General features: G+C 70.7%; 20 protein-coding genes. 7 read left to right on the plus strand and 13 right to left on the minus strand.

Going from position 1 to position 25,525, the window contains the following annotated elements; genetic code table 11:
- Positions 1-10: 10 nt before the first annotated feature.
- The 11 genes from DEU35_RS08610 to DEU35_RS08660 form a co-directional block, all read right to left on the minus strand.
- Positions 11-958 (minus strand): carbohydrate ABC transporter permease, encoded by a 948-nt coding sequence (locus DEU35_RS08610; RefSeq protein ID WP_103205948.1) that lies wholly within the window; start codon positions 956-958, stop codon positions 11-13.
- Positions 959-962: 4 nt separating this feature from the next.
- The gene (locus tag DEU35_RS08615; protein ID WP_103205947.1) at positions 963-2,225 is read right to left on the minus strand and encodes an extracellular solute-binding protein; all 1,263 of its coding nucleotides are present in this window, start codon (positions 2,223-2,225) and stop codon (positions 963-965) included.
- 222 nt (positions 2,226-2,447) lie between these two features.
- Positions 2,448-3,053, minus strand: a complete 606-nt coding sequence (locus DEU35_RS08620) for a TetR/AcrR family transcriptional regulator (RefSeq protein ID WP_116239232.1) — start codon at positions 3,051-3,053, stop codon at positions 2,448-2,450.
- 76 nt (positions 3,054-3,129) lie between these two features.
- Positions 3,130-4,731 carry a glucoamylase family protein gene (locus tag DEU35_RS08625; protein WP_116239233.1) on the minus strand — a complete coding sequence of 534 codons (1,602 nt, stop codon included), beginning with the start codon at positions 4,729-4,731 and terminating at the stop codon, positions 3,130-3,132.
- A gap of 260 nt (positions 4,732-4,991) precedes the next feature.
- Entirely contained in the window at positions 4,992-6,500 is a 1,509-nt protein-coding gene (locus tag DEU35_RS08630; protein ID WP_116239234.1) for a helix-turn-helix domain-containing protein, read from the minus strand.
- A 106-nt stretch (positions 6,501-6,606) separates the two neighbouring features.
- Positions 6,607-7,614, minus strand: coding sequence for a DUF917 family protein (locus DEU35_RS08635; RefSeq protein ID WP_116239235.1), 1,008 nt, complete (start codon positions 7,612-7,614; stop codon positions 6,607-6,609).
- A gap of 2 nt (positions 7,615-7,616) precedes the next feature.
- Complete coding sequence (locus DEU35_RS08640; protein WP_116239236.1) at positions 7,617-8,744, minus strand: DUF917 domain-containing protein; 1,128 nt, start codon at positions 8,742-8,744, stop codon at positions 7,617-7,619.
- Complete coding sequence (locus DEU35_RS08645) at positions 8,741-9,829, minus strand: DUF917 domain-containing protein (protein WP_116239237.1); 1,089 nt, start codon at positions 9,827-9,829, stop codon at positions 8,741-8,743. Before DEU35_RS08645 ends, DEU35_RS08640 begins: the two co-directional genes overlap by 4 nt.
- Positions 9,826-11,379, minus strand: coding sequence for a hydantoinase/oxoprolinase N-terminal domain-containing protein (locus DEU35_RS08650; RefSeq protein ID WP_116239238.1), 1,554 nt, complete (start codon positions 11,377-11,379; stop codon positions 9,826-9,828). Before DEU35_RS08650 ends, DEU35_RS08645 begins: the two co-directional genes overlap by 4 nt.
- Before the next feature lie 31 nt (positions 11,380-11,410).
- Positions 11,411-12,751: a cytosine permease gene (locus DEU35_RS08655; RefSeq protein WP_116239239.1), complete on the minus strand. Its 1,341-nt coding sequence runs from the start codon at positions 12,749-12,751 to the stop codon at positions 11,411-11,413.
- 125 nt (positions 12,752-12,876) lie between these two features.
- Entirely contained in the window at positions 12,877-14,355 is a 1,479-nt protein-coding gene (locus tag DEU35_RS08660) for an XRE family transcriptional regulator (protein WP_258027826.1), read from the minus strand.
- A gap of 130 nt (positions 14,356-14,485) precedes the next feature.
- On the opposite strand from DEU35_RS08660, the gene aceA reads away from it, so the two are divergent.
- The 3 genes from aceA (at position 14,486) to DEU35_RS08675 (ending at position 19,105) form a co-directional block, all read left to right on the plus strand.
- Positions 14,486-15,802, plus strand: a complete 1,317-nt coding sequence (aceA, locus tag DEU35_RS08665; RefSeq protein ID WP_103205938.1) for an isocitrate lyase — start codon at positions 14,486-14,488, stop codon at positions 15,800-15,802.
- Between the two features lie 211 nt (positions 15,803-16,013).
- The gene (gene aceB / locus DEU35_RS08670; RefSeq protein WP_396652086.1) at positions 16,014-17,627 is read left to right on the plus strand and encodes a malate synthase A; all 1,614 of its coding nucleotides are present in this window, start codon (positions 16,014-16,016) and stop codon (positions 17,625-17,627) included.
- Positions 17,628-17,812: 185 nt separating this feature from the next.
- Positions 17,813-19,105, plus strand: coding sequence for a lipase family protein (locus DEU35_RS08675; protein WP_116239241.1), 1,293 nt, complete (start codon positions 17,813-17,815; stop codon positions 19,103-19,105).
- Positions 19,106-19,169: 64 nt separating this feature from the next.
- Here the strand turns inward: DEU35_RS08675 and DEU35_RS08680 are convergent, their stop codons facing one another.
- Positions 19,170-19,961, minus strand: coding sequence for a DeoR/GlpR family DNA-binding transcription regulator (locus DEU35_RS08680; protein WP_103205935.1), 792 nt, complete (start codon positions 19,959-19,961; stop codon positions 19,170-19,172).
- Between the two features lie 75 nt (positions 19,962-20,036).
- Here DEU35_RS08680 and DEU35_RS08685 point away from each other — a divergent pair, with 75 nt between their 5' ends.
- From DEU35_RS08685 to DEU35_RS08695, 3 genes are read left to right on the plus strand one after another with little or no spacing between them, the layout of a single operon-like run.
- The gene (locus tag DEU35_RS08685; RefSeq protein ID WP_116239242.1) at positions 20,037-20,687 is read left to right on the plus strand and encodes a bifunctional 4-hydroxy-2-oxoglutarate aldolase/2-dehydro-3-deoxy-phosphogluconate aldolase; all 651 of its coding nucleotides are present in this window, start codon (positions 20,037-20,039) and stop codon (positions 20,685-20,687) included.
- Between the two features lie 56 nt (positions 20,688-20,743).
- A complete protein-coding gene (locus DEU35_RS08690) occupies positions 20,744-22,036 on the plus strand; it encodes an MFS transporter (RefSeq protein WP_116239243.1) in 1,293 nt (430 codons plus the stop codon).
- A gap of 54 nt (positions 22,037-22,090) precedes the next feature.
- Positions 22,091-22,669, plus strand: coding sequence for an AAA family ATPase (locus DEU35_RS08695; protein ID WP_116239244.1), 579 nt, complete (start codon positions 22,091-22,093; stop codon positions 22,667-22,669).
- A gap of 23 nt (positions 22,670-22,692) precedes the next feature.
- On the opposite strand, the gene DEU35_RS08700 is transcribed toward DEU35_RS08695, so the two are convergent.
- Positions 22,693-23,988, minus strand: a complete 1,296-nt coding sequence (locus DEU35_RS08700) for a chloride channel protein (RefSeq protein WP_116239245.1) — start codon at positions 23,986-23,988, stop codon at positions 22,693-22,695.
- Positions 23,989-24,195: 207 nt separating this feature from the next.
- Between DEU35_RS08700 and DEU35_RS08705 the strand changes: the two genes are divergently transcribed.
- Positions 24,196-25,395: a pyridoxal phosphate-dependent aminotransferase gene (locus DEU35_RS08705; protein ID WP_103205930.1), complete on the plus strand. Its 1,200-nt coding sequence runs from the start codon at positions 24,196-24,198 to the stop codon at positions 25,393-25,395.
- Positions 25,396-25,525: the final 130 nt, after the last annotated feature.

Genomic DNA, 25,525 nt, shown 5'->3' on the forward strand with positions numbered 1-25,525 from the left:
GCATCCGCCCTCAATCCTTCGCGCGCAGCACGCGGAACTGCACGAGGCTGAGCAGCGCGATCGCGAGGAACAGCAGGTAGCTCGCGGCCGAAGCCGCGCCGTACTGCCCGAAGCCGAACTGCTTGAACGTGTAATAGGCCACCGAGAGGGTGGAGTTGAGGGGGCCGCCCTGTGTCATGACGAACGCCTCCTCGAAGAACTGCAGGAAGCCGACGGAGATGAGCACGGCACCCAGCAGCAGCGTCGGGCGCAGCAGCGGGAGGGTGACCGACGTCAGCCGCCGCCACGATGAGGCGCCGTCCATGAGGGCCGCCTCCTTGACGTCGGTGGGGATCGCCTGGAGCCCGGCGAGGAAGATCACCATCAGCGTGCCCACGTTTCGCCACACCGCCATCGCGATGAGCGAGGGCAGGGCGGTGCGGGTGTCGTTGAGCCAATCCGGGCCCTGGATGCCGATGATCGCGAGCGCCGAGTTGAGCAGGCCTTCCGGTTGCAGGATGTAGCGCCACACCACCGCGACGGCGACGATGCTCGTCACGACCGGGGCGTAGAAGCCGACGCGCAGGATCGAGACGAAGCGGCCCGTGCGGGCGTTGAGCGCGAGCGCGAGCGCCAGGGCGATCGCCATCGTGACCGGGATGCCGACGACGACGAACGTGGCGGTCACGCCGAGCGAGGTGAGGAACACGGGGTCGGACAGCACGCCGATGTACTGCTGCAGTCCGACGAAGTTCACGGAGAACGGCGATCGGATGTCGCGCGCCGTGAAATCGGTGAACGACATCGCGAACGACCCCACGATCGGCACGACCATGAAGATCGCGAAGACCGCGACGAACGGCAGGGCGAAGCCCCACGCGACCCATCCCTGACGCCGGCGGCGGCTCGATGCCCCGCCGGCGCGGGTGCGACCGCGGGCCGGAGCCCGTCCGGTCGCACCCACGACTGCCTGCGTCATGATCTCAGCCCAGACCCAGCTGGTCGGCGGTGGCCTGGAGCTCCTTCAACCCGTCGGCCGGCGTCTGCTGGCCGAGTCGAAGCTTCTCGAGCATCGCGTCACCGGCCGCGGCGACCTGCACCCACGTGGTGACCGCGGGCACCGACTTCGCCGTCTCGAGCTGCGTACCGAAGGCCGCGAGGGTCTTCGACGAGGCGAGGGCGTCGGTCTTCCAGGCATCCTGCACCGCGGGGAGGTCACCGGTCGCGGCGTACCACGCGGCCTGCGTGTCGGGCTGGGTCAGCCACTGCACGAGCTTCCACGCGCTCGTGGCGTTCTTCGAGTTGTCGAACACGGCGAGGTTGGCGCCACCGCTGAACGACGTCGACGACTCCTTCGTCGGCAGCACCGCGGTCGTGAACTTGTCGCTGAAGCCGGCGCCGCCGAGTTCTTCGAGCTGGCCGATGAGGAAGGGCCCGTCGATGAGCATCGGGGTCTTGCCCGAGACGAAGTCCGCCTCCTGCGCCCCGGCCGAACGATCGGCCGCCGGATTGGCCACACCGTCGGTGTAGAAGCTCTGGTAGTACTGGAACGCCTCGGCGGTCTCGGGGGTGTCGAGGGTCCATTTCGATCCGTCCTCGAGCTGAGCGCCGTTGGACCACGGCATCCACAGGTTGCCCTGGAACGAGTCGTTGCCGGCGGGGAAGCGGATGCCGTAGTCGGCGCCACCCTTCGACTGCATGTCGGCGGCCATCTTCTTCAGGTCGTCCCAGGTGGCGGGCGCCTTGTCCCAGCCTGCTTGGGCGGCGATGTCGGTGCGGTAGTACAGCACGCGCGTGTCGACGTACCAGGGCACGCCCGTCGCGCGATCGTCGATCTTCGTCGAGTCAAGGGCTCCGGGGAAGATGCCGTCGGTGGACAGGTCGCTCGGCACCGTCTGCAGCGCGTCACCGAAATCGGCCATCCACGTCGAGCCCACCATCGCGAGGTCGGGGGTGTTGCCACCGGCGATCGCCGTCTGGAACTTGCTGTACGCGGCGTCCCACGGCACGGGCGTCACGTTCACGGTGACGCCGGGGTTGGCCTCCTCGAAGGTCTTCACGAACTCCGGCAGCGCCTCGCCCTCGGCACCCATCGCCCACATCGTGAGCGTGCCCTCGGCCTTGGCGTCGCCGATCGTGCCCGCCTCCGCCGCACCGGCACCGGTGTCGGAGGGCCGGCCGCAACCGGTGAGGACGATCGCCGCCGCGGCGATCACGGCCACGGCGCTCCATCGGGTCTTCTTCATGTGTTCCTCCTCGAACCAGGCACCCGCCGTCGGGTGCTCCCTGCACGTCACGTCCAAGTTTAAGCGCATAACCAGACCGGTGCAACCCATCTCCTCGCGCGACCGGGGCGCGAAATGTGCACTGGGGCGGACGTTTCGCGCCCCGCTGCATATTTCGCGCCCCGCTCCCCCACGATGCCCTCGCGCGCATCCATCGGCGGGGGCGGGAGGGATGCCGATGGCTCAGGCCGGCGACTCCAGGTAACCCCGCACGAACTCGGCGAAGAGCGCGGGCATGTCCACCGTCTCGTCGAGGAGCCACTGCTGCTGGAGACCGTCCATCACGGCGCTCAGCAGCCGCGCGGCGCGCTCCGGGTCGACGTCGGCGCGCACCTCCCCCGCGGCCTGCCCGGCCCGCAGCAGGTCGGCGGCCGTCGCGGCGCTGCGGCGGTACCGCTCGGCGAAGGCCTCGTGGGAGGGGTGGGCCGGGTCGCTGGCCTCGGCGACGACCAACGTGTACAGCGACGTCAGGCCGCGCGTGGTCGCGTTGTGCGCCACGACTTTGCGCATCTGCTCGACGAGGGTGTGCTCGTGCGGGTCCCCGGCGGCGGCGCGGACGCGCTCGTCGCGCTGGCGCAGCACCTCGGCGAACAGCTCCTCCTTCGAGGCGAAGTGATGCAGGAGCCCCGCGGGGGTCAGGCCCACACGGGTGGCGACCTCGCGGAGCGACCCGGCCGTCACGCCGGAGCGTCCGAAGACCACGACCGCCTCGTCGACGATGCGCTGTCGGGTCTGCTGCCCCTTCGCGTAGCTCCCGCGGCGACCGCGCGGTGCGGGTGCGTCGGTCATCGGCATCCTCTCCCCCGTCCGAACACACCGATGCCCGGCACCTCCGCGAGGCACCGGGCATCGAGCGGTCGAGCCGTCAGCGACGCGAGGCGCCCCACGACGAGCCGAAGACCTGCTGTTCGATGGCGGGCCGGAGGTTCTGCTCCATCCTGTCATCGACCATGTAGTCCTTCAGCGTGTCACCGGTCAGCGCGTTGCCGATCGCCGCCATGATCATCGACTGGTCGAGCGACAGGTATCGCTCGGCGACCGTGCCGCTCTTCACCGCGACGGCGTCGTAGAAACCGCCCGGGCCGTAGGCACCGAGCTTCTTCTCGATGCCTCGCAGGTTCTTCAGCACACCGGCGCGGTCGTACGGCAGCGCGAGGAATGCGGCGTGCGGGGTGACGACGCCGTCGCCGAAGGTCGGGTCGGGGTTCGTCCCCTCGGCGCAGCCCGGGCGGTCGATGTCGACGTCGGTCTTCTCGGCATCCGAGGTGTATCCGTCGGACCGGATGCCGGCGATGTCGACGCCGTACTCGCTGTAGCCGCCGAACGGGTTGCTGGCGGGAGAGAAGCCCCAGTAGCCGTACCCGGCTTCCTTCAGCCCGTGACGCTTCTGCACCTCGACGGTGATCGGGTGGTTCAGGCCCCACGAGCGCGGGCCCCACTCCGCCTCGGGAATGAGCAGATCGGGCATGAGCGCCTCGAACATGCTCCCGCCCCAGCTCGGCGCGAACGACATGCCGTCGTACGAATACACGCCCTCGTAGACGTCGACACCGTCGTAGGTGCGGGTCTGACCGGTGGGCAGCTGCTCCTGCCACGCCCAGTCGCAGCCCGCGGGCATCGTGCGGTGGGTGCCGTACAGGCCGGATGCCGGGATCGCCCCCTCCGAGATGCCGAGGTAGGTCGCGATGCGGCTCTCGCTCACGGTCGTGTCGTAGTGGTGACAGGTGTAGAACGCCTGCTCTCCGCTGCCGTTGTACATCGGCGCCTCGACCGCGCAGCCGTCGCCGGGAGGGGCCTCCCAGAAACCGCCGCGGTTCGTGCCGGCCGGAAGTCCCGCCGCCCCCGCCGCGTCGAAGAACGCCGCGAAGTCCATCGACCGGTAGAGCGTGTCGGCCCGGTCGGCGAGCGTCGGCTCGGCCTCGCGGACGATCCTCAGCCCCGCCGCGAGCCAGCCGTTGTCGACCGTGCTGAGGAACGGGTGAATGACCTCGCCCGAGGTGGGGAAGATCTCGAGCTTGGCGCCGGTGTCGGGCGCGTACCAGTTGTAGTACATGCCGCTGGCGTCGTTGCGCTCCATCGTCTCGAGCGTCGACACCGTCGCGGTCAAGCGATCCCGCGCCTCGTCGGCGTCGATGATGCCGAGGTCGCGCGCGGTCACCGTCGACCACAGGTACCCGCCGATGTTGGTCGGCGAGGTGTACCCGGATGCCGTGGACTCCTCCAGCGCACCCCCGATGTTGTCGTCGGGAAGGCCGGTGTTCTCGTGGGCCATCGCCGCGAGCGAGGCCCACGTGTCGGCGGCATAGCGCTCGAGGTCACGTGCGCCAGGTCCGGCGTGGGCGGGCGGACCGGCGTGGGCGGGCGGACCGGGCTTCTCCGGGGGTGCGGCGACGGCGGGGGATGCCGCGGCGACACCGCCCAGGACGAGTCCGACGACCGCGGTGGATGCCGCGAGGGTGTGCTTCATGGCTGGCTCTCCTCATCGAAAGCGCTCCGGGGGGACGGAGCTCACTGCTCCAAAACCTTTCACATGGTAGGTATTCACGCAACCCCTCCTCCGTCGCACCGCGGGATCGGTGCTCGCGGCGTGAACCGTCGCGCGGAGTTCGTCCGCGACGCGCCGAGTCATCGGCATCCCGGACGGAGTGTCAGGCCCACACTCCGCAGGACGGCGAAGGCCGACGGCCGCGGGGCGCCAGGCGCGCGGCGCAGCTCGCCGCGACGGGCTCAGCGCAGCGCGCGGCAGGCGAGGTGCAGGGCGAGACGGGCGTCGGTATCGGTGAGGTCGACGCCCAGCAGCTCCTGCGCACGAGCGATGCGCATCGCCACGGTGTTCCGGTGAAGACCCAGGGCAGTCGCCGTGGCCGAGACGCCCGACTCGTGGTCGAGGTACGCGGTGAGGGTCTCGAGCAGTTCGGGGCCCTGTGACACGATCGGCGCGAGCAGCGCCTCGGCGGCGGGCACGAAGGTGTCGGACCCGGCCCACGACAGCAGTACCTGCTCGATGCCGAGGGCGTCGACGCGCACGAACCAGCCCGTCGCGGCGCGTCCGGCGGCGATGCGCGCGCCGTCGACCGCGCCGTCGATGCTGCGCAACAGCCCGCTCGCGCCGCTGTCGAGCGAGCCGACGCCGGTTGCGACGTCGAACGAACGGCGGACGTTGTCGTGCAGGGCTCGGACGGCGGCGACGTGCTCGTCGAGGCGGTCGGCTGCCGGTGGCTCGGCGAAGCTCAGCCAGCCGGTGACGCCGCGGCCACTGGTCACGGCCTGCGAGTCGACGGGCAGTGCGGCCAGGTTCCGGCGCACGAAACGCAGCAGTTCCAACGTTTCGAGGCGGCGGCGGCCCGCAATCCGAAACGCGAGGTGGTACCCGCCCATGCGCCACCCCCGCTCGCTCATGCGCTGCTCGACGTCGGGATCGCGGGCGTCGCGGGCCTCGAGGAACTCCCGGAGGAGACCGGATGCCACGGCGGCATCGCTCACGTCGGCCACCTCGTCGATGAGGATACGGGCGGCGACCGCCGGCATCGCCACCTCGGCGGCCACGGCCAGGGCCGCCAGCTGCGCGGGGCTCAGCCCGGAGCCGAACACGGCCAGGCGCAGCCCGGCGCGGCTCGGGCTGTCGACGCGTACCGAGGCAGCCGCTCCCTCCGCGACCGAGACCGCATCCTGCCAGAGTCCGAAATCGATGGCAGCGCGTACCGCCTCGGGCAGGTCGCCGCCGGCCTGCAGCAGTACGCCCTCGGCGTCGATGAGGGCCACGCCGTGACCGACGCTGGCCGAGAGGTGGCGGAGCAGGTCGGCCAGGTGCGCGGCGGAGTACTCGATCGACTGCGCGACGCGTCGCACGTATCCGAGCGTCAGTGCGTCGCGCCCCTGTACGAGCTCCCACGCGGCGCGGGCCAGGGCCATCGGGTCGTCGACGGCGAGCAGGGTGAGTCCGAGCCGGGCGGCGAGGCCGCGGCTGCCGGCACCCAGCGCCTCGGCTCCGGAGAGGGCGAGACCGCGGAAGCCGCGGTCGCGCACCCGCCGCACGAGGGCGTCCTGCTGCCACGGCGCGGAGGGCGGAGGCTCGGTGAGCGCGGCGAGCTCGCCGTCGCCTCGCTCGGGCAGCAGCGTCTCGCGCGCGGCGACGACCACGCCGGCGAAGGCCTCCGCACCCGCGGACTCGACGAGCACGCGTGCGCGGCCGTTCGCGGGGTGCGCGAGCAGGGCACGGAGGTCCAGGGGCGTCATGGCGTCCCCCTCGGATCGCGGAGAGCACGACACGGCACGCTCACCATGACTCGACCTCGCGGTCGCGCAGGCCGCGGGCGGCGGGGCATGCAGGGCCGCACGGGCGTCACGACTCCATCTCCAGGTCACGCAGCCCGTAGGCGGCGGGCACCACGTGCGCGAGGCGCTCGGGTGACTCCCTCCACCACTCCGGCGCCGGAAGCGACAGCACGCGCACGTGCCGAGCGAGGGTCACGGCGTCGACCTGCAGCACGTCGCCCGAGACGGTGTCGATCGCGACGAGGACGTCGGGGGATGCGGCGATTGTGCGCCCGTCGCGAGTCACCGCGAGAAACTCCGAACGCGCGACGAGCCGCAGCAGCGCACCGTCGTCGCCCGTCAGCTCGACCGACCTGGCGAACGCGTCGTCGGGCACGGCATCCACCGCGCTCACCCGCCCCGCGCCCAGGATCCGCGCCCCGAGAAGCCCGCCAGCGGAGACGTCGGACTCGCCGAGCGCGAGCGCTCGAGCGAAAGTCCCCCGGATGCCGTGGGCCACGAGGTCGCCGACGGTGAAGCCCGCGACGAGGACCGCGCCCGCTCCCCCGGCCCGGATGACGCTCGCGCGCACGAGGCTCTCGACGTCGGCGGCCCGCGCCGACTCGACGACCATGACGCCCCCGCCCGTGTCGGCGACCAGCACGACACCGGGCACCGCGTCGACCACGAGGGAGAGCTGGTCGATCCCGGGCAGCGCGCGGCCCATGAGATCGGCATCGACGAGGGTGCGACCACGGGCGAGGAGGAACGGGGTGAGGCCGTTCAAGCCGGCCCCCTCCAGCGCGCACACGGCCACGGCCGCCACCCCGGTCCAGCGCTCGGCGGCGGCCAGGAGCGGCGCGAAAGCATCTTCCGCCGGCACGCGCTCGCCCAGGAGGTACGTCGACCCGGCGAAACCGACGGCGACGCACGGGGTGAGCGGATCGAGGTCGTCGAGGTCGTGCAGCGCGACCGGACCGTCCAGCACCTCGGCGGCCATGAGCTCGAGGAGCGTCGTCGCGCCCCCGCCGCCCGCGCCGAGCAGGGCGAACCCCCGGGCCAGCGCCGGCAGGCGGTCGGGCCCGAGGGTTCTCATGCTCACAGGGTAATGAGCCGCCGCACGTCGGCGCCTCGCAACCGCTCGACCGGCTCGAACGCGTCGGCGAGACCGAACGCCGACGGGCCGAACGCGGCGAGCGCACCGGGCGTGCGCATGATGTCGGGCGTCGAGATGCCGAGCACCCGCACGCGCTGGCCGTAGCGCAGGCCCTCGGTGGTGATGGGCTCGGCCGACTCGATGTCGGTGATGCAGATGAGATCGGGCACGATCGCCACCAGCTCGCCGTCGCGGCGGGCGACGAGGTTCTCGTTCTGGAACGCCACCTCGAGCGCCGCGTCGTCGTCGGGGTCGAGCGCGGTGATGGTGGCGCGTCCCTTCGCGAAGCCGTCGGTGGTGCGTCGCTCGACGTCGGTGACCTTGCCGACGAACAGCTCCCGCACGTGCGGGTACAGCGTGGTCGAGAGCACGTCGGCGATGGCCTCGAAGGGCGAACGGTGCTGTTCCCGTGCCTCGCGGATGCCGCGCCCCAGCGCCAAAGCCATCGACAGCGTCCGCGGAATCGCGGTGCGGCGCACGTCGGCGCCGGTCATGGCGTACTCGGCGATGTGCGACACCCCGCCGAGGCGGATCGTGACGCCGCGCGCGAGCCACTCCATCTGCCGGTCGTCGTCGCCGGTGTCGATGATCGCCGTCTCGCCGCGCTCGCCCGCGAGGGCCAGGGGCGAGCCGTGCACGCCGTAGACGGCGAAGGTCTCCATCGACAGTTCGGGGAACGCGCGGCCCATGCCGTCGGCATCCACCACGGGAAGCCCCGTCTCGGCGGCGACGAGCAGCGGGATCATGGAGTTGATGCCGCCGCATTCGATGGGCATGGTCGCGTCCGCGGTGCGGCCGAGGTGCTTCTCGAGGGTGCGCAACGCCAGCGTCGGCTCGGTGCCGGCCGGGATCTTCTCGATCATCACGGTCGGGGCGCCCATCTGCGCGGTGGGGATGACGAACAGGTCGTCGGCGATCTCGTCGGGGTCGAGCACGGTGATGCTGCCCGCCCCCAGCACGCGCTCGACGAGCTTCTGCCCGATGTAGGGGTCGCCGCCGCCCCCGGTTCCCAGCAGCGTCGCACCGCGGGCCAGATCGGGCAGGTCGGCGGCGGTCAGGGTCCAGCTCATGCGGCGGTCTCCGAGTTCTCGATGGTTCCGTCGAAGCGGTGGGAGGGCAGGTCGTAGCCGAAGTATCCGGGGCCGACCATCGCGAGGGCTTCGGCGCTGTGCCACCGCTCGTCGCTGGGCGCGGCGATGACCCGCACGCGCTGGCCGTAACGCAGGCCCTCGGTGGTGATCGGCTCCGCGGTCTCGGCATCCAGGACGATGATGAGGTCGGGAGTCGTGACCAGGATGCCGGTGGTGGTGCGCGCGATAAGGTGCTCGTTCTGGAACGACAGCGTCACCGTGTCACCCCGGCCCTCGATGCGGGCGTTGCCGCGGGCGAACCCGGCGGTGGTCCCGCGCTCGACATCCACGACCTTGCCCTCGAACACCTCACGTCCACCCAGGGCGGCGACGACCGCGGCGACCGGGTCGGTCTTCGCCTCGCGCGCTTCGACGATGCCGCGTCCGATGGACAGGCACGCCGACAGCGAGGCGGGGACGAGGGCCTCACGCGCGCTCGCGCCCGACATGGCGAAACCGGCGAGCATGACCGAGCAGCCCATCTCGACGCACGCCACACGGGCGATCCGCTCGGTCCAGGTGTTGTCGATGGTCGACAGCACCGCGGTGTTGCCCTTCTCGTCGGCGAACGCGAGCGGCGATGCGGTGATGCCGTAGAGCGTAGGGAGCACCATCTGCAGCTCGGGAAACGCGCGCCCCATGCCGTCGGCATCCAGCAGCGGCAGCCCCAGGGCGGCCGCGGCGGCGATCGGGATGGTGGAGTTGACCCCGCCGGCCTCGGCGCACGCGATGTGCGTGACCGGGCGACCGAGCGAGGCGCCGAGCGCGTGCACGGGGGCGACGACCTCGTCGAGGCTCGGGAGCTTCTCGACCATGACGGTCGGCGCGCCCATCATCGCGACGGTGAGCACGAGGGCGTCGTCGGGCAGTTCGTCGAGGCCCACGACCGTGACCGGCCCGTGGACGGCGAGTGCCTGGCGGGCGAGCAGCGCCCCGATGTAGGGGTCTCCCCCGCCTCCGGTACCGAGCACCGCGGCACCGCGGGCGAGATCGCCCACGATCGACGGGGTGAGCTGCCAGCTCACGCCCGCACGCCCATGTCGAGGTCGCCCACGGCCTTCACGCGCACCCGGGTGGCATTGCCCGGCAGGTAGGGAATGGGCACCTCGTCGAAGTCGACGATCGACACCGACGACGGTCGCGCGCCCGCGGCGATGGCCTTGTCGACGGCCTCGGCGCGAATCGCGGCGATACCCTCGTCGCGGCGGCCCGCCTCGATCGCGTAGACCTTGTCGATCTCACCGCCCACCTGGGCGATGGATGCGCCGATGGCGTTGGCGACGGCGTAGTTGCGCGGGCGGTGCACGGCGCCGAACATCGGCAACTCATCGGGGAGCAGGATGCTGCCGCCGCCGACCGCGACGACCGGGATCGGCTCGGGCGAGGTGCGCATGCGGTCGACGGCCTCGGCCACGCGGTCGGCGATGCGTGCGAGCACGCGCTCGACGAAGGCGGGGTCGAGGTGCGCGACGCGCGAGGGGTCGCCCACGTTCGCCCGCCCGGCGGCCACGGCGATGTCGGTCGCGGTGAGGGTGGAGCCGCCGAAGACCAGCGCCTCCTCGGTCAGGCGGTACCCCACGGACGCGGGCCCCACCTCCGCGGTGTCTTCGTCGACGATCGAGCCGCCGCCGATGCCGATCGAGAGCACGTCCGGCATCCGGAAATTGGTGCGGATGCCGGCGACCTTGACCTCGTTCGCGGTCTCGCGCGGGAACCCGGCGTTGAGCAGACCGATGTCGGCCGTCGTGCCGCCGATGTCGACCACCGCGCACGTCTGCAGGCCGCTGGTGAGTGCGGCGCCCCGCATCGAGTTCGTCGGGCCCGAGGCGAAGGTCGCGACCGGGTAGAGGCGCACGTAGTCCTCGTCCATCAGGGTGCCGTCGTTCTGACTGAGGAAGATCGGTGCCTGGATGCCTTCGGCGCGCACCGCGGCCGTGAGGCCGTCGACGATCTCGGAGGCGAGTTCGCGGAGCGCGGCGTTGATGATCGTGGCGTTCTCGCGCTCGAGCAGGCCGATACGACCGATCTCGTGCGAGAGCGAGATGGCCACGTCGGGCCCCAGCACGTCGCCGAGGATCTCGGCCGCGCGCACCTCGAGGTCGTGGTTGACCGGCGAGAACACCGACGAGATCGCCACGGAGCGCACGCCGTTCGCCTTCATGTCGTCGGCGATGCCGCGCAGCTCGTCTTCGTCGAGCGGTGAGATCGGGCGCCCATCGAACTCGTAGCCGCCGTGTGCGAGATAGCTCCGCGCCTGGATCGCGTCGGTGAGGACAGTGGGCCAGTCCACCAGCGGCGGCAGGGCCTTCGTGGCGGGGAGGCCGAGTCGTACCGCGGCGGTCGGGGCGAGGCGCTGGGCCTGCACGAGAGCGTTGATGAAGTGCGTCGTGCCGATCATCACCGCGTCGATGTCGGCACCGGCGAAGTCGCGTTCGGCGCGCAGGGCCGCGATCGCGTCGACGATGCCGGTGGTGACATCCGGGCTGGTGGACTTCTTCACGCCGGCGAGGGTGTCCTTGCCGTCCATGAGCACTGCGTCGGTGTTGGTTCCGCCGACGTCGATGCCGATGTGCATGGGTGGAGCTCTTTTCGTTCCGGGGGGTGGGTCAGGATGCCACGGGGGCGGCGTCGCGCACGGGAACCTGCGCGGTGGTCGCCTCGCCGACACCGCGCACCCAGCCGAGCTTGCCGGCGACGGTGTACAGCACGATCGAGAGCACGAGCGAGGAGATCGCCGGGATCCCCCAGGTCACGAAGTAGCCGACGAGGGCCGAGACGAGCCAGACCACCAGGGTCACGGGAACCAGGCGCGGAGCCGTCGCCGGCAGGCGGCCCTCGGCGCGCGAGGCGTCGAGTTCGCCGCGCCAGCGACGCACGATGAAGTACTCGGCGACCATGATGCCGGCGATGGGCGGGAAGACGACGCCGAGGATGATGAGGAAGCCGGTGAACTGCGACAGGATGCCGGCGGCGGCGAGGATCGATCCGACGACGCCGAGCACGATGGTGGTGCTGACGCGGTGCAGGTTCTTGCTGAACGCGGTGGAGATGAAGTTCACCAGGCCGAGGGTCGACGAGTACAGGTTCCAGTCGTTGATCTTCAGCGTGCCGGTGATGACGATGATGAGTCCCACCAGGCCCACCGACGAGGTGACGATCGCGACGATGTTGCCCGACTGGGCCGCGTGGGCGAGGAGCACTCCCGAGAGGCCGATGACGAACTCGCCGAGCGAGACGCCCACGACCGTCTGCTTGACGACGTCGGCCTTGGAGCGGTTGAAGCGCGTCATGTCGGCGGTGATGATGGCGCCGACGATGAGGCCGCCGGCGACGATCGCCGTGCCCTGCCACACCGACATGGTGGGTCCCGGGGCGGGCGAGGTGATCAGGTCGCCGATCGAGTGGTTGCTGAGCTCGGTGATGATCGACCAGCCGACGAGCACGAGGAACAGCGGCACGGTGATGTTGGCGAGCCACTGCATCCCGACGAAGCCGACGGCGACGATCGCCGTGACGGCGAGGCCGAAGAGCAGGCTCCACGCCCACATCGGCATCAGGCCCGGCAGGAGCGAGTCGAGCGACTCGGCCGAGATGGCCGATTGGATGCCGAACCAGCCGATGAGGCTGATGCCGATCGCGAGGCCCACGAGTGAGGCCCCGATCTCGCCGAAACCGGTCCAGCGGGCCAGGAGCGCCGTGTTCAGGCCCTCCTTCTGCCCGATGATGCCGACGATGCACATGATGACTTCGAGGATGATCGAGCCGAGCAGCAGCGCGAGGAACGCCTCGCTGAAGGTCATCGCGTAACCGAGAGTGGCGCCGAGAAGGAACTGCGACAGCGCCGAGACCTGACCGAAACGCTGCACGGCGATGCCGAACCAGTGCTTCTGGGCGTCGGGGGTCACGCGGCTGAGGGCGAAGTCGTCGGCGTGGGCCATACGTGCCATGGGGGTGTCCTTTTGCGGAAGAGGGACGGTGCGGGTGCTGCACACGCTATTGCCGCCGCTCGACGCACGACATGGGCACCTCGCCCCACATTGCCCCGCCGTTGTGCATGTTGCACACTGCGCGCTTACTCGCCCGGCGCGTGCGCCTCGAGGAACTCGTACAGCTCCGTCGTGTCGACCCCCGGGAACGCCCCTGTCGGCAGGGTCGCCAGCAGCGTCCGCGGTGTCCGCACGTTCGGCCACGCCTTGTCGCGCCACGCGGCCTCGAGCTCCGCCGGCGCGCGGCGACAGCACGTCTCGACCGCATGCCGGGAGACGCCGCGATTCGGGGTGTCCCGCCCGCGGAACCACCTCGTGTCGTCGAAGCGCACCCCCACGCTCACCGAGTGCGCCCCCTCGCTCGACTGCTCCACGCGGGCAGTGCACCAGTACGTCCCGTTCCCGGTGTCGGTGTACTGGTAGTACGGGTTGAACAGGTCGTCCTCGTCGAAGACGACGCGGCTCGTCCAGCGCCGGCAGCACATCTGCCCCTCGATGGAGCCGAGGCGATCGGTGGGGAAGTTCACGTCGTCGTTCTCGTACGCCTTCGTGATCGTCCCCGACTCGTGCACCTTCAGAAAGTGCACCGGGATGCCGAGATGCACCGTCGCGAGATTCGTGAAGCGGTGCGCGGCGGTCTCGTACGACACCGAGTAGGCGTCGCGGAGGTCCTCGATGCTGAGGGCGCGTCGCTCCTTCGCCTCGCGCAGCGCCGGCACGACGTGCGCCTCGGGCATGAGCAGCGCCCCGGTGAGGTAATTCGTCTCGACGCGCTGTCGGAGGAACTCGTCGTAGCTCGTCGGCTCGCCATGCCCGAGGATCCGGCTCGACAGCGCCTGCAGCACCGCCGCGCGCGGGTCGCCCTTCGCGACCTTCGTCGACAGATAGAGCCGGCCGTTCTTCACGTCGGCGATGCTGCGCGTCGACGAGGGGAGGTCGGGAACGTAGTGGAGCGTGAAGCCGAGATGGGCGGCGATATCGCTCGCGCCCCGCTGGGTGAGGGGTCCACCGGGGTGCTCGATTCGATCGAGAATCCCGGATGCCACCCGCTCGAGCTCGGGGAAATGGTTGTCCTGCGTGCGCATGAGTCGCCGCAGCGCGACGTTCGCGCGCCGCGCCTCCTCGGGCGTCGCCGACCGCTCCTCACGGAGGCGTTCGATCTCGGCCTGCAGCGCGAGCATCGCGGCGAGCGCCTCGTCGGGCACCGCGCGACCCACGCGGAACGGCTCGATCCCGAGCGCCTGGAACGTCTGGCCCCGCATCGCCCGCTCCACCGAGAGCTCGAGGGCGGCGCGGGCGTCGAGGGGCTCGGCATCCAGGATCTGATCCAGCGTGCACTCGAGCGCGCGGGCAATCGCCTGCAGCAGCGTGAGCTTGGCCTCGCGGCGCCCGTTCTCGATCATCGACATCTGGCTCGGGGCGCGGCCGACCGCTCCGGCGAGATCGTCGAGGGTCATCCCGCGCGCCGTGCGCAATTGCCGGATGCGTCGTCCGATGGTGAGCGTGTCCACCTCCCCATCGTCGAAGGGGAGGGATGCCGAAGAAGTCGAGACGCCGGTGCCCATACGCCACGTTCTCACAAAAACAGAAGATCGCGCGATCTTCACACGATGAATCCGGTTTCGACCCCGTGTTCTTCGCCCACAGTGGTCGTCACGGGGCACCGCCGCCCCGGCATCCGAGAGGAGAACGCTCATGACGATCCAGGCCACCCCCGCCCAGCAGCCCCTGCGCCCCGGCGACCAGACCGAGACCGCCGACGAGATCCGCGCCGCGTGGGAGAACGACCCGCGCTGGGACGGCATCGAGCGCACCTACACGGCCGACGACGTCGTCCGTCTCCGCGGCAGCGTCCGCGAGGAGTCGACCCTCGCCCGTCGCGGAGCCGAGAACCTCTGGAACCTCATCCACACCGAGGAGTACGTCCGCGCCCTGGGCGCCTACACCGGCGGTCAGGCCGTGCAGCAGGTGCGCGCCGGACTGAAAGCCATCTACCTCAGCGGTTGGCAGGTCGCCGCCGACGGCAACCTCGCGGGGCAGACCTACCCCGACCAGAGCCTGTACCCCGCGAACTCGGTCCCCGCGGTCGTCCGCCGCATCAACAACGCCCTGCTGCGACAGGACCAGATCGAGCGCGCCGAAGGGGAGATCACCCGGGATTGGCTCGCCCCGGTCGTCGCCGACGCCGAGGCCGGGTTCGGCGGACCGCTCAACGCCTACGAACTCGCGCAGTCACTCATCCAGGCCGGGGCCGCCGGCATCCACTGGGAAGACCAGCTCGCGAGCGAGAAGAAGTGCGGCCACCTCGGCGGCAAGGTTCTCGTGCCCATCCAGCAACACATCCGCACCCTCAACGCCGCACGGCTCGCGGCCGATGTCGCGGGCGTGCCCACGGTGATCATCGCCCGGACCGATGCTCTGGCCGCCGACCTGCTCACCAGCGACGTCGACCCGCGCGACGCGGAGTTCCTCACCGGCGAGCGCACCACCGAGGGGTTCTACCGCGTGCGGCCGGGCCTCGACTCCGTGATCGCGCGCGGCCTCGCCTTCGCCCCGTACGCCGACCTGCTCTGGGTCGAGACCGGCGAGCCCGACATCGAGCTCGCTCGCCGCTTCGCCGAGGCCATCCACGCCCGCTACCCGGGCAAGAAGCTCGCCTACAACTGCTCGCCGAGCTTCAACTGGAAGCGCCATCTCGACGACGAGCAGATCGCCACGTTCCAGGCCGACCTGGCCGCTCTCGGCTACGCCTTCCAGTTCATCACCCTGGCGGGTTTCCACGCCGTGAACCACTCGATGTTCGACCTCGCCCGCGGCTACGCCGAACGCGCCATGAGCGCGTACGTCGAGCTGCAGGAGGCCGAGTTCGCCGCCGAAGCCCACGGGTACACCGCCACGCGCCACCAGCGCGAAGCGGGCACCGGCTACTTCGACGTCGTCTCGACCGCGCTCAACCCCGACAGCGCCACCCTCGCCCTGGCCGGCTCCACCGAGACCGCCCAATTCCACTGACCCTCGCCGCGCGCGCCTTCGTGCGGACCATGTCCCCCTTTGGGCAGACCTTGTCCCACTTTTGGTCGCCCGGGCACACCTCAGGCAGCCACTTCTGGGACATGGTGCTCAAAGGAGCGACGGGCAGCGACACAGACAGAAAGACACGACCATGACCCTCATCACCTCTCCCCCGCCCACCTCGACCCCCACCCGCACCGACGGATCCCGGATGCCGGGCACCTCGGCATCCGCCCCGCACCTTCGTCTCGAGCGCTCCCTCGAGGGACGCGACGGCGAGATCCTCACCCCCGCGGCGATCGCCTTCCTCGCCGAGCTGCACGACCGCTTCGCCCGGCGCCGGCACGACCGCCTCGCCGCGCGTGAGCGCCGCCGCTTCGAGATCGGCACGGGCGATGACCCGCACTTCCGCGCCGACACGGCGCACATCCGCGACGACCCGTCGTGGCGTGTGGCCGGCGCTGGTCCGGGTCTGGAGGACCGCCGCGTCGAGATCACCGGCCCCACCGATCCGAAGATGACCATCAACGCGCTGAACTCCGGCGCGCGGGTGTGGCTGGCCGACCAGGAGGATGCCACGAGCCCCACCTGGCGCAACGTCATCGGCGGTCAGCTCTCGCTGTTCGACGCGATCCGCGGACAGTTGTCGTTCACGAGTCCCGAGGGAAAGCGCTACGAGGTGACCGCCGAACGGACGCCGACGATCGTGATGCGCCCGCGCGGCTGGCACCTGCCCGAGAAGCACGTGACGTTCGTCGATCGCACGGGGCGGGAGCTGCCGGCATCCGGATCCCTCGTCGACTACGGACTGTACGTGTTCCACAACGCGCACGCCCTCGTCGCGGCCGGCCGGGGCCCCTACTTCTACCTGCCGAAGATCGAGTCGGCCGAGGAGGCGCGGCTCTGGGACGACGTCTTCTCGTTCACCGAGGAGCGGTTGGGCCTCGCGCACGGCACGATCCGCGCGACGGTGCTGATCGAGACGCTGCCCGCGGCGTTCGAGATGGAGGAGATCCTCTTCGCCCTGCGCGACCACTGCGCGGGGCTGAACGCCGGGCGCTGGGACTACATCTTCTCGATCATCAAGACCTACCGCGGTCGCGGGGCGCGGTTCGTCCTGCCCGACCGGAGCGAGGTGACCATGACGGTGCCGTTCATGCGCGCCTACACCGAGCTGCTCGTGCGCACCTGCCACAAGCGGGGCGCATACGCGATCGGCGGCATGAGCGCCTTCATCCCGAATCGCCGCCGCCCCGAGATCACCGAGGCCGCCTTCGAGAAGGTCGCCGCCGACAAGCGGCGCGAGGCCGGCGACGGCTTCGACGGCACGTGGGTGGCCCACCCCGATCTCATCCCGGTGGCCCGCGCCGAGTTCGACGCGGTGCTCGGCGATCGCGAGAACCAGCTCGACCGCTCGCGCGAGGACGTGTGCATCGAACCTCGGCAGTTGCTCGACCTGCGCATCGGCCTGCCGGTGACCACGGCGGGTGTGCGCGCGAACGTGTCGGTGGCGATCCGCTACATCGAGGCATGGCTGCGGGGCCTCGGCGCCGTGGCGATCGACGACCTCATGGAGGACGCCGCCACCGCCGAGATCTCGCGCTCGCAGATCTGGCAGTGGATCCACCAGGACCGCGAGACCGCCGAGGGCACCGCGATCACACGTCCGTTCGTCGAGGGCCTGCTGGCCGACGTCCTCGCCGAGGTGCAGCGCTTCGACGGTGACCGCTTCGACGACGCCGCCGAGGTGTTCCGCGAGGTCGCACTGCGGCCGGAGTTCCCGGCGTTCCTGACGCTGCCGGCTTACGCGAAGTACCTCGACTGACCCTCTCTCGGGTTCCCCGCGTCGCCCCGCCGAGCGGGGGCGGGGAACCCGAGGGGAGTTCTTCGCACTCCACAACGTCACCGTCCGCGCCGCGTCGCGGTGTTGTACGGATCCTCACTGTTTCCCCTCGGTCCCCCTCGGTTTCGAGACAGTCGCCCCACCTGCATCGTTCAAAGGAGAACCGCATGCGCCGCCTCACCGCCGCCATCGTCGTCGCCCTCACCGTTGCCGCGCTCACCGCCGCACCCGCGCATGCCGCCGCAGCCCCCGGCTTCTACGACCCGCCCGTCACCCTCCCCCACGACAACGGCGCCATCGTGCGATCGGAGCCCATGCCCCTGGGGGCGTCCGTGCGCCTCACCGGAACGACCCGCGCCCTTCCCGGCACGGCCACGCGACTCATGTACCGCTCCACCGACGCCGTCGGCTCGGGCGTCGGCGTGACCGGCGTGTACATCGAGCCGACACTGCCCTGGAGAGGGAGCGGCGCTCGGCCGCTCGTCGCGTTCGCGGCGGGGACGCAAGGCCAGGGAGACTCGTGCGCACCGTCGAAGAGCCTCGAATCGGTCGTCGTGGTCGACGCCGACGGGACGGGGTTCGGGTACGAGATCCCGTCCATCTACGGCCTCCTGTCCCGGGGGGTCGCGGTGGTCGTGACCGATTACGTGGGGCTCGGGACCACCGATCGCGTGCACAGCTACACCACCCGCCTCGACATGGGCCATGCCCTGCTCGATGCCGCCCGCGCCGCTCTGCAGCTGCCGGGCACGTCGGTCGACGACCGTTCGCCGATCGGGCTGTACGGATACTCGCAAGGCGGGGGCGCCTCCGCATCCGCCGCCGAGCTCGCGCCCTCGTACGCCCCGGAGCTGAATCTGCGCGGAGCGTACGCCGGAGCACCGCCCGCCGACCTGTTCGGCGTTCTGAAGACCGCCGATGGATCGAGCCTGACCGGGGTGGTGGGCTACGCGTTCAACGGCATCCTGCAGTACTACCCGGAGGCGAAGTCGTTCCTCCAGACGCAGCTGAACGGCACGGGCACGGACGCCCTACGGCGCGTGAGCACCCAGTGCATCGGCGAGACGCTTCTCACGGCCGGGTTCGCTTCGACGTCGTCGTGGACCCGTTCGGGGCAGTCGTTCCTCTCGATCGCGACCGCGGATGCCGCCACCCGCCGCGCCGTCGAGGACCAGCGGATCGGCACGCTCCGACCGGCGATCCCCGTGCAGGTGCTCACCGGCACCCGGGACGACATCGTGCAGCACGCACAGGCCAAGCAGCTCGCCGCCGACTGGTGCGCGAAGGGGGTCGACGTCACATACGTGCCCGTCGTGCAGCCGCTCCCCTCGGGCGGCACGGGGACGAACCATCTGGTCCCCGCCTTCTCGCGCATCGCCCCGAGTCAGCAATGGCTCGTGGACCGCCTCCAGGGCGTCCCCGCGACGTCGAACTGCGGAGCTCTCGCGGCCCTGCCCTGACCCGACGACCGAGCTGGGGCCACGCTGTCCCCGGCTCGGTCGATGGGGCCTGCGACGACCTCGGTCAGTCGGTCGCCGTCCACAGCTCGACGCCCATGTCGGCGATCGCCGCGGCCGCGCTCTCGGGCAGCTCCGCGTCGCTCACGATGACGTCGAGCGCGTCGAGCGGCACGACCCGGAAGCGCTCGGCGGTGCCGTACTTCGTGCTGTCGGCGACCAGGGCGCCCGAGGTCGCGGCATCCAGGACCGCCCTCTTGAGCACGACCTTGTCGAGCTCGGGACTGGTCAACCCGTGGGAGGTGTCCCAGGTCCCGGTGCTGAGGATCGCGAGGTCGAGAGTCATGGCCGAGATGGTCGCGGCGGCGAGGGCTCCGCTCGATGACCCGCTCGCGGCATCCACCACTCCACCGGTGTGGATGACCTCGATCGCGGGGTGCGCGAAAAGCGCCGAGACGGTGAAGAAGTCGTTGGTCACCACGGTCAGTCCGCGGCGCGACGTCAGATGCGGGACGAGCGCCTGACACGTGGTCCCCGCGTCGATGAACACGGTCATGTCGTCGGTGATGAGAGCGGCCGCACGACGGGCGACGGCTTCTTTGCGGGGGAGCTCCAAGGCCGCACGGGAATCGCGTTCGCGCGGGGGCTCCACCCCCGTGTGCTCGCGCAGGCGCACGCCGCCCTGCACGGCGTCGACGAGGCCCTCGTCTTCGAGCGTGGCGATGTCACGACGCACGGTCATGTGCGACACCCCCAGCGACGAGGCCAGGTGGCGGATGCTGAGCGCGCCCGCCCCGCGCAGCAGACGCATCAGCTCTCGCTGGCGCTGTTCCGGGATGAGGGGTGGCGGTGTCGACATCCCCTCGAGCCTAAGCCTCCACTCGGTGAGAGACTGTGTTCTCTCGTGTTAATCCACGTGATATCGTGTGCAACGATGTTAAAGAAACATGAAGTCCTCTCCGCCGTGGTCGACAGCGGCGTCGTCCTGATCGTTCGCCTCGACTCCCCCGACGAGGCGCTCGCCGTCTCGCGCGCCGCGGTGGCGGGCGGCATCCGGGCCCTCGAGATCACCCTCTCGGTCCCCCGGGCGCTCGAGGTCGTGCGCACCCTCGCGGACGAGGTCGGTGACCACGTGGCGGTGGGCGTCGGAACGGTCCTGGATGCCGAGATGGCCGTCGCCTCCGTGCAGGCCGGGGCGCGCATGCTGGTCAGCCCCAACCTCAATCCCGACATGATCCGCGCCGCCAACCGCTACCAGGCGCTGACCATCAGTGGCGCGTTCACCCCGACGGAGATCGTGCAGACGATGGAGGCCGGCGCCGACATCGTCAAGCTCTTCCCCACCGAGATCGCCGGACCCGACTACCTGCGCACCGTCATGGCACCCCTGGCGCACGCGCCCATCCTCCCCGCGGGCGGCGCCACGCGCGACAACGTCGGCGACTGGTTCGCCGCCGGGGCGCTCGCCGTCGGCGTCGGCAGTGCGATCACCAAGGCCGCTCGCGCGAGCGGCGACATCGACGACGTCACGCGCGCGGCCGCCGACTTCCTCGCCGCGGTCGAGAGCGCTCGCACGACTTCCTAACCCCCTCACGGCGGACCGCGACGTCCGCCCCTCACCCGAACACGAAGGAGTGGACCATGAGCGAGACGACGGCCGACGCGCCCGTACTCACGCGCGACGAGAAGAAGACGATCCGGATCCGGTGGTTCCTGGTCGGCTTCCTCATCCTCGGCGGGGTGGTGAACTATCTCGACCGATCGACGCTGAGCGTGGCCAACACCACGATCGCCGGTGAGTTCGGGCTCGACCCGTTCGCCATGGGACTGCTGCTGTCGGCCTTCTCGTGGCCGTACGCGATCGCGAACCTTCCCGCCGGCTACCTCGTCGACAAGTTCGGGCCGAAGAAGATGTTCGCCTTCGCCGCCGGAGCGTGGTCGCTCGTGTCGATCGTGACCGCCGCCGCGAACTCCTTCGGCCTGCTGTACGCGTGCCGCGTCGCCCTCGGCATCGCCGAGTCGCCGTTCTTCACCTCGGCGCTCAAGGTCAACGAGCGCTGGTTCAACAAGTCCGAGCGCGCTCTACCCGTCTCCCTCGTCAACACCGGTTCCCAGATCGCCAACGCCATCGCGCCTCCCCTTCTGACGTTCCTGCTGCTGACGATGAGCTGGCGCGGCATGTTCGTCATCGTGGGCGCTTTCGGCATCGTGGTGGCCCTGGTCTGGCTGCGCATCTACCGCGACCCGACGCTCAAGGAGCAGGCGCTCATCAAGGGCGCCGAGGCCGAGGCCCGCGTCGCCGAGTCGGTCGAGAAGGTCGGCTGGGCAGGCCTGATGCGACAGGCCAACACCTGGTTCATGGTGCTCGGCGCGTTCGGCATCTTCTACACCGTCTGGGTGTACCTCACGTGGCTCCCCAGCTACCTGCAGACGGCCCGCGGCTTCAGCCTCGCGCAGAGCGGGTGGCTCGCGTCCCTGCCCTTCCTCTGCGGCATCGTGGGCGTGATCTTCGGCGGCTGGCTGTCGAACCGGCTCGTGCGCCGCGGCGTGGCCACGGTGCGCGCCCGCAAGATCCCCATCGTCGGCGGAGCGATCCTCGCCGCCGCCGCGGTGCTGCCTGTCGCGTACGTCGACAGCACCCCGCTCGCCGTCGTCCTGCTGTCCGTCGGCTACTTCGCCTCGCAGGTGCCCATCGGGTGCCTATGGACCCTCGCCTCCGACGTAGCCCCCTCCAACCAGGTCGCCTCGCTCGGCGCGATCCAGAACTTCGGCGGATTCATCGGCGCCGCCGTCGCCCCCGTCGTCACCGGCGCGATCCTCGCCTCCACCGGCGGCAACTACACGACGGTGTTCCTCATCGGCGGCGTGCTGCTGCTGGTGGGCGCCCTGTCGTACGGCCTGTTCGTCAAGGACCGCTCCGTCGCGGCATCCTGATTCCGCGCGGGGAGGACGACCTGTCGTCCTCCCCGCCCTCCGGAAGGAACCCCCATGACCGCACGACTGTTCTTCGTGATCGGCCCGGCCGGCAGCGGCAAGTCGACCGTGAGCACGCTCATCGCCCGCCGCATCCGCGCGACGTACCTCGACAAGGATTCCGTCGCCACCGCCTTCACCGAGGCTCTCCTCGAAGCCGCGGGCAGCGACAAGAACGAACGCGACAACAACCCCTACTACCAGAGCGTGGTGATGGGGCTGGAGTACGCGACGCTGCTCCGCCTCGCCGGCGACAACCTGCGCCTGGGCAACGATGTCGTGCTCGACGCGCCCTTCGTGCGGTACTTCACCGAAGAGGACTACCTCGAGCGCGCCGCAGCCGCGCACGACTGGCCCACCGATGTCGTCATCACCGTCGTGCACGTGACGGTCGACGGTGGCCTCGTCCGTGACCGCGTCGACTCACGCGGCTACGACCGCGACGCCTGGAAACTCGCCCACTGGGACGAGTTCTGGGCCACGGCGCAGGCCGCCGACTGCCGCTGGCGCGGCGCGCACCACGTACTCTTCGACAACAGCGCCTCGGGCGCCGACCCCGCGGCGCTCGAGGCCGCCCTGGCCGCCTTCGTCTGAGCCGCCGCTCACGACGCCGGTGATCAGGGGCGCGCCGGGTCGATCGGCGTGAACCGCCGCAGACTCGCGCGCGAGCTGAGCCGCGAGGCCGCGAGCGATCCCGCGACGGCGAGGAAGATCGGCAGCAACAGGGTGAACCCGGTGTCGGTGAACTCGATGATCAACGCGATCGCGGTGAAGGGCGCTCGCATATTGGATGCCAGGAACGCGGCCGCCGCGATGATCGCGAGCGCCGTGCCGTCCGCGCCGGGCCAGACGAACGCCCACCCGGCCGCCGCGGCCGCACCCAGAGCCGCGCCGATCGCGACCGAGGGTTGAAGGGTGCCGCCGATCGCGCCGGAGCCGAGCGAGATCGTCGTGGCGACGTACTTCAGCAGGGCGAGCAGCAGCAGGAGGAGCGCCGGCTGGGACAGGTCGAAGCCCGCCGTGGCCAGGGCGCGACCGTTGCCGAGGATGAGCGGGAAGAACGCCCCCAGCAGACCGACCGCCGCGAACGTGAGGGGAAGGACGACGAGGAGCTTCCAGCCCTTCGGGCGGAACCGCCCGAGCGCCTTGGTCACGGTCGCGAAACTCGTCGCGCCCCAGCCCATGAGCGGCCCGATGAGGACGGCCGCGACGACGAGCGAGGCGTTCACCTCGAGCGCGGGCACCTGGTACAGCGACCCGCCGCCGACGAGGGGCCGCGCGACGAACGTGGCGATCGCGCTGACCGCGAGGGCGACGACCGCCCCGCCCACGCTGAACTGGGCGAGCAGGATCTCGATCGCGAACAGGGCGCCCGCCAACGGCACGTTGTACACCGCCGCGAGACCGGCACCTGCCGCCGAGGCGATGAGGATGCGCCGCCAGCGGGGGTCGAGACCGAACCAGCCGACGATCTTCGAACCCGCCATCGCGGAGAGCTCGCGCGGAGCCACCTCCTTGCCGATCGAGGCACCGAGGGCCACCGACGTGACCTGGATGACGGTGTCTGCGAGGGTTTCCCACCACGGCATCCGAACCCCGTCGACACCCTGCTCGACCGTGGCGAGCGTGCGTCCGAAACGCCGCAGCAGGTACCAGCCGAGAGCGGCGACGACACCCGCGCCGCCGACGGTGACGACCGGCAGCCACCACGGAGACGGCAACGGGAGCCCGTCGAGGAACGGCCCCTCGTCGTGCCCCCAGACGAGGTGCTCGATCGAATGGACGATCCACACCAGCAGGAGCACGGCGAGACCGGTGGCCAGCCCGACGATCAGCGTGGCGAGGCCGAGCTTCAACAGCGCGAGGACGGCACGGCGATGCGGGCGCGTCGGCGCCAGGGGGTCTGCTGTCACCCCGCAACGTTAACGGACCCGCGTTACCGTCCCGTGACGTGGTCCCCGGTGACGCCCGCGCGGCCCTGCCCGACCGGACGCGAGCGGGGACGGCGTGCGGGGTCGCCGCGGCGGGACCCGGCATCCGATGCTCCTCCCGCCGGGCGCGGGCGAAGAGCTCGGTCACGGCTCTCGTCGCACGCGGGCGCGGACAGTAGGCTCGGAATCGTGACTTCCCGCGCCCCGCTCTCCCGCAAGCTGTCCGCCATCGCCGAGTCCGCGACCCTCAAAGTCGATGCCAAGGCCAAGGCCCTCCAGGCCGCCGGTCGACCGGTCATCTCGTACGCGGCCGGAGAGCCCGATTTCGCCACCCCGTCCTACATCGTGGATGCCGCGGCGAAGGCGCTGCAAGACCCGAAGAACTACCGCTACACGCCCGCCGCCGGTCTCCCGGTGCTGCGCGAGGCCATCGCCGCCAAGACGCTGCGCGACTCGGGCCTCGAGGTCGCGCCCTCGCAGGTCATCGTCACCAACGGCGGCAAGCAGTCGGTGTACCAGGCGTTCCAGACCGTGGTGAACCCGGGCGACGAGGTGCTGCTCCCGGCTCCGTACTGGACGACCTATCCCGAAGCCATCGCCCTCGCCGAGGGCACGCCCGTCGAGGTCTTCGCCGGCGCCGACCAGGACTACAAAGTCACCGTCGCCCAGCTCGAGGCCGCCCGCACCGACAAGACCACGGTGCTCGTCTTCGTGTCGCCGTCGAACCCTACCGGCTCGGTCTACACCCCCGAAGAGACCGCCGAGATCGGCCGCTGGGCCCTCGAGCACGGCATCTGGGTCATCACCGACGAGATCTACCAGAACCTCACGTACGAGGGCGTCCGCGCCGTGTCGATCGTCGAGGCCGTGCCCGAGCTCGCCGACCAGACGATCCTCGTCAACGGCGTCGCGAAGACCTACGCCATGACCGGATGGCGCGTGGGCTGGATGGTGGGACCGGCGGATGCCATGAAGCTCGCCGGCAACCTGCAGTCGCACCTGTCGAGCAACGTCAACAACGTCGCGCAGATCGCCGCGGCGGCCGCCCTCACCGGGCCGCAGGACGAAGCCGAGCAGTTCCGTCTCGCCTTCGACCGCCGCCGCCGGCTGATCGTGGCGGAGCTGTCGAAGATCGACGGCGTCGAGGTGCCCAACCCGCTGGGCGCCTTCTACGCCTACCCCGACGTGCGGGGCCTGCTGAACCGATCGTGGGGCGGAGTGACCCCGACCACCTCTCTCGAGCTCGCCGACCTGATCCTCGAGCAGGCCGAGGTGGCCGTGGTGCCGGGTGAGGCCTTCGGCCCGAGCGGGTACCTGCGCCTGTCCTACGCCCTCGGCGACGACCAGCTCCTCGAGGGCATCCAGCGCCTCCAGCGCCTGTTCGCCTGAGCCCTCGCCTCCGGCCGATGCCGGTCACCCGTCGCGGTGACCGGCATCGCTGTTCGTTCGCCGGCGCTGCGCACGCCGAGCCGTCGCGCGGAGATGCCCGCCGACACACCGCGTCTACGGCATCCGGAAC

The organism is Microbacterium sp. AG157, assembly GCF_003385695.1.
Taxonomy (GTDB): domain Bacteria; phylum Actinomycetota; class Actinomycetes; order Actinomycetales; family Microbacteriaceae; genus Microbacterium; species Microbacterium testaceum.

Coding starts and splice junctions, on each gene's coding strand:
- DEU35_RS08610 (WP_103205948.1), bottom strand. CDS start 958: ATGACGCAGGCAGTCGTGGGTGCGACCGGACGGGCTCCGGCCCGCGGT.
- DEU35_RS08615 (WP_103205947.1), bottom strand. CDS start 2,225: ATGAAGAAGACCCGATGGAGCGCCGTGGCCGTGATCGCCGCGGCGGCG.
- DEU35_RS08620 (WP_116239232.1), bottom strand. CDS start 3,053: ATGACCGACGCACCCGCACCGCGCGGTCGCCGCGGGAGCTACGCGAAG.
- DEU35_RS08625 (WP_116239233.1), bottom strand. CDS start 4,731: ATGAAGCACACCCTCGCGGCATCCACCGCGGTCGTCGGACTCGTCCTG.
- DEU35_RS08630 (WP_116239234.1), bottom strand. CDS start 6,500: ATGACGCCCCTGGACCTCCGTGCCCTGCTCGCGCACCCCGCGAACGGC.
- DEU35_RS08635 (WP_116239235.1), bottom strand. CDS start 7,614: ATGAGAACCCTCGGGCCCGACCGCCTGCCGGCGCTGGCCCGGGGGTTC.
- DEU35_RS08640 (WP_116239236.1), bottom strand. CDS start 8,744: ATGAGCTGGACCCTGACCGCCGCCGACCTGCCCGATCTGGCCCGCGGT.
- DEU35_RS08650 (WP_116239238.1), bottom strand. CDS start 11,379: ATGCACATCGGCATCGACGTCGGCGGAACCAACACCGACGCAGTGCTC.
- DEU35_RS08655 (WP_116239239.1), bottom strand. CDS start 12,751: ATGGCACGTATGGCCCACGCCGACGACTTCGCCCTCAGCCGCGTGACC.
- DEU35_RS08660 (WP_258027826.1), bottom strand. CDS start 14,355: ATGGGCACCGGCGTCTCGACTTCTTCGGCATCCCTCCCCTTCGACGAT.
- aceA (WP_103205938.1), top strand. CDS start 14,486: ATGACGATCCAGGCCACCCCCGCCCAGCAGCCCCTGCGCCCCGGCGAC.
- aceB (WP_396652086.1), top strand. CDS start 16,014: ATGCCGGGCACCTCGGCATCCGCCCCGCACCTTCGTCTCGAGCGCTCC.
- DEU35_RS08675 (WP_116239241.1), top strand. CDS start 17,813: ATGCGCCGCCTCACCGCCGCCATCGTCGTCGCCCTCACCGTTGCCGCG.
- DEU35_RS08680 (WP_103205935.1), bottom strand. CDS start 19,961: ATGTCGACACCGCCACCCCTCATCCCGGAACAGCGCCAGCGAGAGCTG.
- DEU35_RS08685 (WP_116239242.1), top strand. CDS start 20,037: ATGTTAAAGAAACATGAAGTCCTCTCCGCCGTGGTCGACAGCGGCGTC.
- DEU35_RS08690 (WP_116239243.1), top strand. CDS start 20,744: ATGAGCGAGACGACGGCCGACGCGCCCGTACTCACGCGCGACGAGAAG.
- DEU35_RS08695 (WP_116239244.1), top strand. CDS start 22,091: ATGACCGCACGACTGTTCTTCGTGATCGGCCCGGCCGGCAGCGGCAAG.